Origin of the sequence: Caballeronia sp. EK, from assembly GCF_014384845.1 — a bacterium.
GTDB classification, from domain to species: Bacteria; Pseudomonadota; Gammaproteobacteria; order Burkholderiales; family Burkholderiaceae; genus Caballeronia; species Caballeronia jiangsuensis.
Genome location: NZ_JACSUE010000014.1, coordinates 98,591 through 111,079 on the forward strand (window position 1 = coordinate 98,591; position 12,489 = coordinate 111,079).

Sequence of the window (12,489 nt, forward strand, 5' to 3'; positions counted from 1 at the left end):
CTCGAAGCAGCTCTCGAAACCAGCGCGCGAGACCCTGTTCAGGCGGTCTGACGCGCCGGAACCGGCAAGACGAGTTCGACGCGTGCGCCGTGCCCAGGCGCGCTAGTCAACCGAAGCGTGGCGCCGAGCCTTTGCGCACGCTCGCGCATGATGTGAAAGCCGACATGCGTCTCGCCCAGGACGGCCATCTCTTCTGGATCGTAGCCCTGACCATCGTCCTCGACAAGGAGGCTGAAGTCGCAAGCATTGACGATTGTCACGCTAACGTGTCGCGCCTTCGCGTGTTTGCGAATGTTGGAGAGCGCTTCCTGCAGAATGAAAAGCACCTGCAGTTGCTGATCCGGCGGCAAGGGCAAACCGCCTTGCTCGCGGTAGTCGAGTAATGGCACGATGCCCGTCTGCACGCCGAAACGTTCGATCGATTCATCCACCGCTCGCCTGAGTTCACCGCTGCCGAGCTTCGTGCGGAAATTCATCAGAAGCTCCCGCACGTCGACGTAGCTTTCGGCAACACCGCCCGCGAGCAGGGGCACGATCTCGCGAATCTCGTCCATGCGTGCTTCGCGCGTCGCGGCGTCGAGCAGATGCACCTGCATCTTCAGAAAGTTGAGACTCTGCGCGATGCTGTCATGCAAGCCTTGCGCGACCAGATTGCGCTCCTCCGACACCGCGAGCTGCCGCGCGAGCGCCGCGATCCGCCTGCTCTTGAGCGCCGTCCCAAAGTGTGCGCCGAGCGTTTCGAGCAATTGAGCTTCCGACGCCGGGATGATGCGCTCGCCACGGAAATGCAACGAGAAGGCACCGAGCTTTTCGCCTTGCGACACGATGTTGAACGCCGCCACGCTCGCAAAGCCCGCGCGCCGGCAAGGCCGTTCGTCGCAGACACAGCCGTCGGCGGCGAGGCAGCGTTCATTCTCAAGCAACGCGTCGGGCAGACCTTCCAAACCGATCAACCGCACCTGACCGTCCTCGGTGACGAGGCGAACGGCCGCGCCGTCCGCGTCGAACTGGCGCGTGAGGCGCGCAAGAAAGCCCCGGCACAGCGCGTCGACGTCATTCGACTGATTCAGGAATGCCGCCATTTCATAGAGCGCCGTCAACTCCCGGTTCTGCGCGGCGAGTTCGGCCGTCTTCGCGTCGACGCGGCCCGCGAGATCGCGATAGAGCATCTGCAATTCCGCGGCCATACGGTTGAAGCCTGCCGCAAGATGCCCGAACTCGTCTTGCGTTTCGACGGGCAAACGCGCGTCGAACTCCCGTCCTTCGATGCGCGCGAGCCCCTCCTGCAAGCGTTGCACAGGCACGACGATCCATAGATAGAGCAGGTAAGCGATCGCCGCGGTGCCCAGGCACGCCATCGCTGCGAGCGCCCTCTGCGACGTGCGCAGCCACGAGGTCTTGCGCGCATTCTCCCGCTCGATCAGCCCGACGAGTTCGTCCGCGCCCGTGACAAAAGCACGCAACTCGAGCAGATAGCGCGATACCGCCTGCGGTTCGGCAGCCATGCCTTTGCGCACATCGGGTTCGAGCTGCGTGTGCCACACTTTCGCGACATGATCGAACTGACGGCGCACGTCGGCGTCGTCGGGAAGAAAGAGCGGGCGCTCCGGATCACCTTGGCGCAGGCGATCGAACGTCGAGTTCATCTGTTCGATCTGGAACTGCAACATGGCCTGCGAAGTCTCCGGGCGCTTCAGCAGAGCAATCGCCAAGGCGTTCGCACGCATGCGCAGGCTGCCCGCGTCGTTGATCGCAGCGCCCGCGCCCTGCAGTTGCCACGATAGCCAGAGCGTCCCGCCGATCATCGCGAGCACGAGGACGAGCGACACCATTGACAGCGTGACGATGCGTGTGGTCAGACGTTCGCGAAACGACGGCAGGGACATGCTTCTCCAGTGACGGAATCAGCGGCTGCGGACCAGTTGCCACGCCCGTCCGAGATAGCCGAGCGAAGCGAAGCCGCTCCACACGTGCACGAGCCGCGTGAACGGGAGGATCACGAAAAGGCTCATGCCCATGAACAAATGTACGCGGAAGAGCAGCGGCGCATCTGCGACATAGCGCGCGGCATCGGCTCTGAACGTGACGATATGCTGCGCCCAGGTCATGAGGCGCACCATCATCGAGCCATCCATGTGACCGGCCGACACACCGATCGTCGAAAGCCCGAGCAGCAGCGTGACCAGAATCCAGAGCAGCAGCACGCGGTCGCCGATCTTCGTGATTGCCGAAAGGCGCGCGCTCGCGAGGCGGCGATGCAGCAGGATCAGCAGTCCGGCAAGACACATCGTGCCCATCACGCCGCCAGCGACCATCGCGACCACCTGCTTGACGCTGTGCTCGATGCCGAGCGCATCCCACAACGCGACCGGCGTGAGCAAGCCGACGAGGTGACCGAAGAACAGCCCGAGAATGCCGATGTGAAACAGAATATTGCCGAGTCGGAGGTTGCCGCGCTCGACGAACTGCGTGCTGTCCGCCTTCCACGTGTATTGCTCGCGCTCGAAGCGCACGAGGCTGCCGAACAGGAAGATGCTGGCGGCGATATACGGATAGATGCCGAACACGAAGGCGTTGAACATGTTCATCGTGTGTCCTTTGCGTTGGGTGCGCCTGCGCGGGCCATCGTTGCGCCGCGCGGATGAAAGCGAATGGTTTGCGTGTCCTGTCGCGTGTGCGGCGCGAGCAGCGGCTCGACGCCGTCCGGACCCGGCCCGAAGGTTTCGAGCATCTCGTCCATGTCGCGCACGGGCGGCTGCGCGAGCGGGCGCGGCTCGATAGTGGCAAGCTCGCGCAAGACGGCGAACACGGCCGCATAAGGGCTTCGATCGCGTGCGAGGCGCTCCCCGACCGCGTCGAGTACATGAATCGCGTCATCGAGCAATGACTGTGCGCGAGCCGGTTCGATCGCGCCGAGCACTTCGAGGAAAAGCGGCACGTAATCGGGCAACTCGTTCGATGCGACATCGAGGCCGAGACCGCGATACTCCTCGAGCAGATCGACCATCGCCTGACCGCGATCGCGGCTTTCGCCGTGCACATGCTCGAAGAGATGCAGCGAATGCGACGGATTGCGATCGAACGTAGCGACGTAGTTCTGCTGCACTTCGATGAGCGGCAGCTTCAGCGACGCGATGAGCGGCGCGAGCCGCGCCTGCGCCTGCGGCCAGTCGTGCAGCGCGGCTTCGATCTCCGGCAGCGCGTCCAGAAGCGCGGGCTCGGGATAATCGAGCAGCGCGGAAAGAATGGGATAGAGCGACATCGTATGTTCCTTGATCAACCGTCCGCCAGCGCCTTCCTGCGCGACTTCGGCAGCGCCGCGTAGCTCACTTCGCCATGCGTCCGCGATCCGAAGAGCGATCCGTCAGACGCGCCCGGCGAGCCGCAATTGCCGAATGAAAAGCCGCAACTGCCTTTTTCGTCGAAGCTGTCATGCGCCATTTCCTTGTGCGACGACGGCACCACGAAACGGTCCTCGTAATTGGCGATCGCCATCAGCTGGTACATCTCTTCCACTTGCGATGCCGTGAGGCCTACATCGCTCAGCACGGCGTCATCGCTCACGTTGTTCACGTTCTGCGCCCGCTTGTAGACGCGCATCGCGAGCATACGATCGAGCGCGGCGACGATCGGCGCTTCATCGCCCGCGGTGAGCAGATTCGCCAGATAACGCATCGGAATGCGCAGGCTTTTTACATCGGGAATCACGCCGTTCATGCCCATGTGGCCCGCGTCGGCCGCGGATTGAATCGGCGAAAGCGGAGGCACGTACCAGACCATCGGCAAGGTGCGGTACTCGGGATGCAGCGGGAACGCCACCTTCCACTCGCACGCCATGCGATAAACCGGCGAGCGCTTCGCCGCGTCGAGCCAGCTTTGCGCGATACCCTGGCGCGCCGCTTCGGCCTGGACTTGCGGATCATGCGGATCGAGGAAGAGGTCGAGTTGCGACTGATAGAGATCCGTCGTCTCCTGAACCGATGCCGCTTCGGCGATACGGTCGGCGTCGTACAGCATCACGCCGAGATAGCGGATGCGTCCCACGCACGTTTCCGAGCACACGGTCGGCTCGCCCGCTTCGATGCGCGGATAGCAGAACACGCACTTCTCCGCCTTGCCCGACTTCCAGTTGAAGTACATCTTCTTGTACGGACAGCCAGACACGCACATTCGCCAGCCACGGCATTTGTCCTGATCCACGAGCACGATGCCGTCGTCCTCGCGCTTGTACACCGAACCCGACGGACACGACGCCACGCACGCCGGATTCAGACAGTGCTCGCACAGACGCGGCAGGTACATCATGAAGGTGTTCTCGAACGTCGAGTACATCTCCTTCTGCACATTTTCGAAGAGCGCATCGCGGCCGCGCGATTCGAATTCGCCGCCGAGATCGTCTTCCCAGTTCGGCCCCCAATGGATCTTGTCCATCTTCTTGCCGGTGATCGCGGACACGGGGCGCGCCGTGGGCGGCGTCCGGGAAAGCGGCGCGTTCTGCAGACGCTCGTAGTCGTAGGTGAACGGCTCGTAGTAGTCGTCGATAGCCGGGAGATTCGGGTTCGCAAAAAGGTTCGCGAGCACTTTCAGCTTCGGACCCTGACGCAGTTCGATGCGGCCATCGCTCTTGCGAATCCAGCCGCCGTTCCATTTCTCCTGGCGCTCCCACTGCTTCGGATAGCCGATGCCCGGCTTCGTCTCGACGTTGTTGAACCACGCATACTCGACGCCATCGCGCGACGTCCACACGTTCTTGCACGTGACCGAGCACGTATGGCAGCCGATGCACTTGTCCAGATTCAGGACCATCGCGACCTGCGCGCGGATCTTCATGATGCTGCTCCTTCGATGAGCGGGCCTTCGAGCCAGTCGACATTCTTCATCTTGCGCACGATGACGTATTCGTCGCGATTGCTGCCCACGGTGCCGTAGTAGTTGAAACCGTAGGCCTGCTGCGCGTATCCGCCGATCATGTGCGTCGGTTTGAGCACCGTGCGCGTCACCGAGTTATGGATACCGCCGCGCATGCCGCTCGTCTCCGCGCCCGGCACGTTGATGATCTTCTCCTGCGCGTGATACATGAGGCACATGCCGCGCGGCACGCGCTGGCTCACGACGACGCGCGCCGTCAGCGTGCCGTTCACGTTGAACACTTCGACCCAGTCGTTGTCCTTCAACCCGGCTTCCTTCGCTTCGGCTTCCGACACCCACACGTGTGGACCGCCGCGCGACAGCGTGAGCATGCGCAGGTTGTCCGTGTACGTCGAGTGGATGCCCCACTTCTGGTGCGGCGTGATCCAGTTCAGCACGAGTTCATGTTCGCCGTTGGGCTTCGCACCGAGCATCGGCGAAATGGTCTTCGTATCGATCGCGGGCTTGTAGACGCACGAACCCTCGCCGAAATCCAGCATCCAGCGATGATCCTGATAAAACTGCTGGCGGCCGGTAAGCGTGCGCCAAGGGATCAGCTCGTGCACGTTCGTGTAGCCCGCGTTGTAGCTGACTTCTTCCGATTCGAGCCCGGACCAGGTCGGCGCGGAAATGATCTTGCGCGGCTGCGCCTGGACGTCGCGGAAGCGGATCTTGTCGTGCTCGCGGCCGAGCGCGAGATGCGAGTGATCGCGTCCGGTGATCTTCGAAAGCGCTTCCCACGCCTTCACCGCGACGTGGCCGTTCGTTTCGGGCGCGAACGTGAGGATCATCTCGGCGGCATCGATTGCGGTGTCGAGACGCGGACGCCCTTCTTTCTCGCCGGACAGCGACGCGAGTTCGTTCACCTCATGCGCCGTATTCCAGTTGATGCCCTTGCCGCCGTTGCCGAGCTTCGCGAGCAACGGTCCGACCGACGTGAACTTGTCGTAGATCGCGTTGTAGTCGCGTTCGACGAGCGTCATCGACGGCGCGGTCTTGCCGGGAATCAGATCGCATTCGCCATGACGCCAGTCCTTCGGCTCGAACGCCTGCCCGAGTTCGCCCGGCGTGTCGTGCATGAGCGGCGTGCACACGAGATCGGTGCGCGTGCCGAGATGCTTGCCGCCGATCTCCGCGAACTTCTTTGCGATCGCCTTGTAGATTTCCCAGTCGCTCTTGCTTTCCCACAACGGCTGCACCGCCTCCGACAACGGATGAATGAACGGATGCATGTCCGACGTGTTCAGGTCGTTCTTCTCGTAGAACGTCGCGCTCGGCAACACGATGTCGCCATACAGGCACGTCGTGCTCATACGGAAATCGAGCACGGTCAGGAGATCGAGCTTGCCTTCGGCGGCGTCGCGCACGTTCACTTCGCCTGGCTTGATCGCATCGGCTTCATCGGCGAACAACGCGTTCTGCGTGCCGAGGAGATACTTAAGGAAGTATTCGTGCCCTTTGCCCGAGCTGCCGAGAATGTTCGAACGCCACACGAACATGTTGCGCGGAAAGTTCGCCGGATTGTCGGGATCGTCGCAAGCGAAGCCGAGCGCGCCCGACTTCAGTTGCTCCACCGTGTATTCGATCGGATCGCGGCCCGCGCGCTTCGCGGCATCGACGATATCGAGCGGATTCGCGCCGAGCTGCGGCGCCGACGGCAGCCAGCCCATGCGTTCCGACTTCGCGTTCATGTCTAGCATCGAGAGGTTCTCGTAGCGCGACTTGTCGGCGCTGGGTCCGAGAATCTCATCCACGGCCACTTTCTCGTGACGCCACTGGCTCGTATGGTTATAGAAGAACGACGTGCCGTTCATCTGGCGCGGCGGGCGCGACCAGTCGAGCGCGAACGCCAGCGGCGCCCAGCCGAATTGCGGACGCAGCTTTTCCTGGCCCACGTAATGCGCCCAGCCGCCGCCGCTCTTGCCGATACAGCCGCACATCATCAGCAGATTGATGATGCCGCGATAGATCATGTCGTTGTGATACCAGTGATTCAGCGCCGCGCCGACGATCACCATGCTCTTGCCCTGCGTGCGGTCCGCGTTATCCGCGAACTCGCGCGCCACCTGAATCACGAGATGACGCGGCACGGTCGTGTGCTTCTCCTGCCATGCGGGCGTGTAGGGAACGTCGTCATCGTAGGACGTGGCGACGTTCGCGCCGCCCAGACCCTGATCCACGCCGTAGTTCGCCAACTGCAAGTCGTACACGGTCGCGACGCGAGCGCTCGCACCATCCGCGAGCACGATGCGCTTCACGGGCACGCGGCGCGCCAGCAACGCGTCATGTTCCGCGCCGAAGTACGGGAAACTCACATCCGCCACTTCGTCGTGCGCGCCGATGAGCGACAAACGCGGATCGATATCGCGGCCCGAGCCGCCGTCCTTCTGTTCGAGATTCCAGCGCCCGGCCTTCGCGCCGTCGTCGTGATTCGGCTCGCCCCAGCGAAAGCCGATCGTGCCGTTCGGCGCGACGATCCTGCCGCTCGTCTCGTCGATGACGAGCGTCTTCCATTGCGGATTGTTCGCCTCGTCGAGATCGTTCCGCAGTTGCGATGCGCGCAGGAAATGGTCGGGCACGAGCGTGCCTTCGTGTTCGCGCAGCACGACGAGCATCGGCATGTCGGTATAGCGCTTCACGTAATCGCGGAAGTACGCGGACTTGGCCGTGGCGTGAAACTCCTTCAGCACGACATGGCCCATCGCCATGGCGAGCGCGGCGTCGGTGCCCTGCTTCGGCGCGAGCCAGATGTCGCCGAACTTCACCATTTCGCCGTAATCCGACGACACCGCGACCGTCTTCGTGCCTTTGTAGCGCACCTCCGTGTAGAAGTGCGCGTCCGGCGTGCGCGTTTGCGGCACGTTGGAGCCCCACACCATCAGGTATGTGGAGTTGTACCAATCCGCGGATTCGGGCACGTCAGTTTGCTCGCCCCAGATTTGCGGCGATGCCGGCGGCAAGTCGCAGTACCAGTCGTAGAAGGAAAGGCACGCGCCGCCGATCAGGCTCAGATAGCGCGCGCCGGCGGCGTAGGAAACCATCGACATCGCGGGAATCGGCGAGAAACCGATCACGCGATCCGGTCCGTACTTGCCGATCGTGTAGGCATTCGCCGCCGCGATGATCTCGCTCGCGGTATCCCAGTCCGCGCGCACGAAGCCGCCGAGGCCGCGCACGCTCTTGTAGCGCTTCGCTTTCTCCGGGTTCTCGCAGATCGATGCCCACGCCGCCACTGGATCCAGCGTCTTGCGCGCCTCGCGCCACATCTCGATGAGACGGCCGCGAATCATCGGATGCTTCACGCGCTGCGCGGAATACACGTACCAGCTATACGATGCGCCGCGCGGACAGCCGCGCGGTTCGTGATTGGGAAGATCGGGACGCGTGCGCGGATAGTCCGTCTGCTGCGTTTCCCACGTGATTAGACCGTTCTTGACATAGACCTTCCACGAGCAGGAGCCCGTGCAGTTCACGCCGTGCGTGGAGCGCACGATCTTATCGTGCTGCCAGCGGCTGCGGTAGGCGTTTTCCCACTTGCGATCTTCGTTCACGACCGCGCCATGTCCGTTCGCGAACGTGGACTTGACGCGCGACATGAACTTCAGTCGATCCAGAAAGTGACTCATCCGTTTCTCCGGGCGTGGCGGCCATGCGCCGCCACGAATACATTGATTCGAGTGTAGAGACGCGATGCCCGCGCGCCCATTCTCCGAAAGGAGCGATCGAGACGCGTCATGAGGACTAGCGCGTCTACGCCTTTCGGACTAGCTCAGCACGGCATGTCCGCGTTGCGGCGCGCATAGCAGACCCAGGTGACCACCGCGCACACCGCGTAGAACGCGATGAAGCACCAGAGCGCGGCGTCGGGCGAGCCGGTCATGCTCATCGATGTGCCGAAGCTGCGCGGGATGAAGAAGCCGCCATACGCGCCGATCGCGCCCGCGAATCCCAGCACCGCTGCCGATTCCTTGCCCGCTTCGTGCATCGCCTGCTTCCTGATCGCTTCGGTCTTGCCTTCGGCTTCGCGCTGCTTCTGCGTGAGGAAGATCACGGGGATCATGCGGAACGTCGAGCCGTTGCCGATTCCCGTCAGCGCGAACAGTGCTATGAACATGGCGAGGAAGCCCGCGAAGCTGCCGTCCGAGCCGTCGTGCGGGAGAAACGCCATCACGCCGAAGACCGCGGCGATCATCGCGATGAGGGTCCACAATGTGACGCGCGCGCCGCCAAGGCGGTCGGAAATCCAGCCGCCGACAGGACGCGTCAACGCGCCCGCGAGCGGTCCGAGGAACGCGTAGGCCGTCGGGTTGATCGACGGAAACTCCGCTTTCGTCAGCAGCGCGAGGCCCGCCGAGAAGCCGATGAACGAGCCGAACGTGCCGATATAGAGCAGGCACATGAGCCAGTTGTGCTTGCGCCTGAAGATGATGGCCTGTTCCGCGAACGATGCCTTCGCGTCCGCGATATCGTTCATCCCGAACCACGCCGCGAACGCCGAGATCACGATGAACGGCACCCAGATGAAACCCGCGTTCTGCAGCCAGATGCTGTGCTCGACACCCTTCAAGACATAGGTCTGGGTTTCGCCGGCGAGCGTGCCGAACACGCTTGCGGAAATGACGAGCGGCGTCACGAACTGCACGACCGACACACCGAGATTGCCGATGCCCGCGTTCATGCCAGTCGCGAAACCCTTCTTCGCTTTGGGAAAGAAGAAGCTGATGTTTGCCATCGACGAACTGAAGTTCGCGCCGCCGAGGCCGCACAAAAGCGCGAGCACGAGCAGCGTCGAATAGCTTGTCGATGGGTCGCGTAGCGCGACGCCCATGCCGATCGCCGGAATCAAGAGACTTGCCGTCGAGAACGCCGTGAAGCGCCGGCCGCCGAAGATCGGCACGAGGAACGAATAGAAAATGCGCAGCGTCGCCCCCGATAGCGCGGGCAGCGCGGTGAGCCAGAACAACTGGTCCTTCGTGAAGTGAAAGCCGCCCTTGTCGAGACTGACGACCACCACGCTCCACAGCGACCACACCGTAAAGGCCAGCGCCAGTGCGGGAATCGAAATCCAGAGGTTGCGGCGGGCAACCGATTCTCCCGTTTCGCGCCAGAAGGCGGCGTTCTCGGGCTCCCATCGAGTGAGCAAGTATCTTGAAGACATGACTAGTGTTTGGGTTGAAACGTGAAGTGCATGCAGATGAGACTGACGGCAGTCGCGCCGAACATCAGCATGAAACAGGTGGTGCGCACGCCGGTGAGATCGGCGAGCGCGCCGAAAAGAATCGGCAACAGGAAACCGGCGAGACCGCCTACGAGTCCGACGACGCCCGACACCGCGCCGATGTTCGCGGAGAACTCATCCGCGACGAACTTGAAAACCGACGCCTTGCCGACCGCCATCGCAACGCCGACGACGAACATCAGCGCGGTGTACGCGACCGGTCCCGTCTCGATGTGGAACGTGCGCGGACCGTCCTTCGCGTGGACGACGAAGTCCGTGACCGGATAGCTCAGAAGGAAGAAGCACGCGAGCGCGATCCACATGACGATCCATGTGGTGCGATACGCGCCGAAGCGGTCGGACATCCAGCCGCCGAGCGCGCGCAGCATGCCGCCTGGAAGCGAGAAGCAGGCGGCGAGAAACGCGGCATGTTCGATGCCGAAGCCGTACTGATTCACGTAGTACTGCGGCATCCACAACGCGAGCCCGACGTAGCCGCCGAACACGACCGAGTAGTACTGCGCGTAACGGAGCATGCGACGGTCGTTCATCACGGCCATCTGCGCGGCGAGGCCGGGCGCGCCGGCGCTGCGATGCGCGGGGTTCGACGTCGACGCGAACCAGAAGAGCAGCGCGGTGACGAGCATCGCGATGGAATAGACCTTCGGCACGATGGTCCACGTGCCCGCCGCTAGAATCAGCACGGGCGCGACGAACTTGGTGAGCGCCGCGCCCGAGTTGCCCGCGCCGAAGATGCCCATCGCGAAGCCTTGGCGCGACTTCGGGAACCAGCGCGCGACATACGGCGTGCCCACGGAAAACGACGCCCCCGCGATGCCGACGAACAAACCGAGCACGAGGAATTGCCACAGTTCGGTGGCGTAGCCGATCAGCCAGATCGGTATGACGGTGACGGCCATCGTGCAGAAGAACACGGGGCGGCCGCCGAAGCGGTCGGTCCAGATGCCGAGCGGCACGCGCAACAGCGAGCCGGTGAGCACGGGCGTCGCGGCGATGAGGCCGAACTCGGTATCGGTGAGATGCAACTGCTTTTTGAGGGGAATGCCGAGGATGGCGAAGACCATCCAGACGGCGAAGCAGATCGTGAATGCGAACGTGCTGGCGCCGAGCACGCGCCAGGCGCGCATGTCGGCCAATGCTCTTGATTCGAGGTGTGTGTCGACGACGCTCATCGTCCTTCCCTTGTCGTTGCTGCTTTATCGACAAGGGTAAGGAACGTCGCGCGAGTCGCCTATCCGCCATGCGGATGCGGCGACGTCGTGCCGCTAGTCAGTGCGGCGTAGTTCGGATGGGTTAGCGCCTTCGCGTTTCACGTCTTTTGCGAAGCCCGCGCGTGGAATGCGCATCGCGCCTTTTCTAGTCCTGTCGCAGCGCCTTCGGAACGATGTAATGTCCGTCGTTGTATTCCAATGTGAAGTTCTTGCGCAGCGCCGGCGAGTCCCTGTCAGTGCAGGTTTGGCCGACCATTTTGTTCACTGTGTGGGTCGACTTTTCAGCGATTTTCAGAGCCGCGTATCCCTCGCGGCCCGCAGGACCGATATCGATCGTCCGGGTCGTGGAATCGAGATAGCCGTCACACGCTCCGTCGTTCTCGCCGCTGTAGTTCGACATAGCCAGCCGGTCGACAAGCTTGCGCAATGTCTGACCTTCGATCGTATAAAGATTCAGCGACGTCGAGCCAAAGGGATTCACGCGCGACGAGCCGGAGTAATCGACCCGCACGCCGAACGCGCGATTTCCCGGCTTCAGTTGATACCGCGCCGTATCGAGTTCGATGCCGTCCACCCGAACAGCGTCGAAAGTAATCGCGTTCGGCTCGTAGACGTGCGCGATCACCGAGCCGGAAGCGCTGTCTGCCACGAGAACCTCCACATCGTCGATGCCTTCGTCGTCGCTATCGCCTTTCTGCTTGAGCGGCAATACGGCGAGCGTGAGATCCGGGTTGGTCGGCCATTCCTTGCAAACGGCAAGGCGCGAATCGAGCGTTCGCCCGTGATGCAATTTGTCGACCCATGTCTGCATGAAATCGGAACACGCGGCGTGGGCGAATACAGGTGCCAGCAAGCTGGCGGCGAGAATCGAGATTTTCTTCTTCATATTGTCTGTTGCCTTCTGGAAATCGGCGCATGCCGATGGGGCCCGCGCCGGACAATCATTTTCATCTTTGCGACATGATTTGACCCGCGCCCAGCCACCTTTTATGACACCCGCGACGTCAACCATTCGTTGTAGACTCTCCTGCCCTTTCGGACCACTCCGCAAGAGTCATATCGCGCGCGACACCCTGTCGCATCAGCTTGATCTGAAACAATTTTCCAAACATTCGGGCCATCGCGAAAAAT

The 12,489-nt window shown here is 62.5% G+C and carries 8 protein-coding genes; all 8 read right to left on the reverse strand.

Annotated features, from left to right (window positions below):
• Positions 1-38: 38 nt before the first annotated feature.
• Positions 39-1,886 carry a type IV pili methyl-accepting chemotaxis transducer N-terminal domain-containing protein gene (locus IAG25_RS32175; RefSeq protein ID WP_187608452.1) on the reverse strand — a complete coding sequence of 616 codons (1,848 nt, stop codon included), beginning with the start codon at positions 1,884-1,886 and terminating at the stop codon, positions 39-41.
• Between the two features lie 18 nt (positions 1,887-1,904).
• Positions 1,905-2,588: a respiratory nitrate reductase subunit gamma gene (narI, locus tag IAG25_RS32180; protein ID WP_187608453.1), complete on the reverse strand. Its 684-nt coding sequence runs from the start codon at positions 2,586-2,588 to the stop codon at positions 1,905-1,907.
• On the reverse strand, positions 2,585-3,262 hold the full coding sequence (gene narJ, locus IAG25_RS32185; protein ID WP_187608454.1) for a nitrate reductase molybdenum cofactor assembly chaperone: 678 nt from the start codon (positions 3,260-3,262) through the stop codon (positions 2,585-2,587). The genes narI and narJ overlap by 4 nt, the downstream gene beginning before the upstream one ends.
• Before the next feature lie 14 nt (positions 3,263-3,276).
• Complete coding sequence (gene narH / locus IAG25_RS32190) at positions 3,277-4,830, reverse strand: nitrate reductase subunit beta (protein WP_187608455.1); 1,554 nt, start codon at positions 4,828-4,830, stop codon at positions 3,277-3,279.
• The gene (locus tag IAG25_RS32195; protein ID WP_187608456.1) at positions 4,827-8,534 is read right to left on the reverse strand and encodes a nitrate reductase subunit alpha; all 3,708 of its coding nucleotides are present in this window, start codon (positions 8,532-8,534) and stop codon (positions 4,827-4,829) included. The genes narH and IAG25_RS32195 overlap by 4 nt, the downstream gene beginning before the upstream one ends.
• Positions 8,535-8,677: 143 nt before the next feature.
• A complete protein-coding gene (locus IAG25_RS32200; protein WP_187608457.1) occupies positions 8,678-10,066 on the reverse strand; it encodes a NarK family nitrate/nitrite MFS transporter in 1,389 nt (462 codons plus the stop codon).
• Between the two features lie 2 nt (positions 10,067-10,068).
• Entirely contained in the window at positions 10,069-11,319 is a 1,251-nt protein-coding gene (locus tag IAG25_RS32205; RefSeq protein ID WP_187608458.1) for an MFS transporter, read from the reverse strand.
• A gap of 184 nt (positions 11,320-11,503) precedes the next feature.
• Positions 11,504-12,370, reverse strand: a complete 867-nt coding sequence (locus tag IAG25_RS32210; RefSeq protein WP_187608459.1) for a hypothetical protein — start codon at positions 12,368-12,370, stop codon at positions 11,504-11,506.
• Positions 12,371-12,489 lie beyond the last annotated feature (119 nt).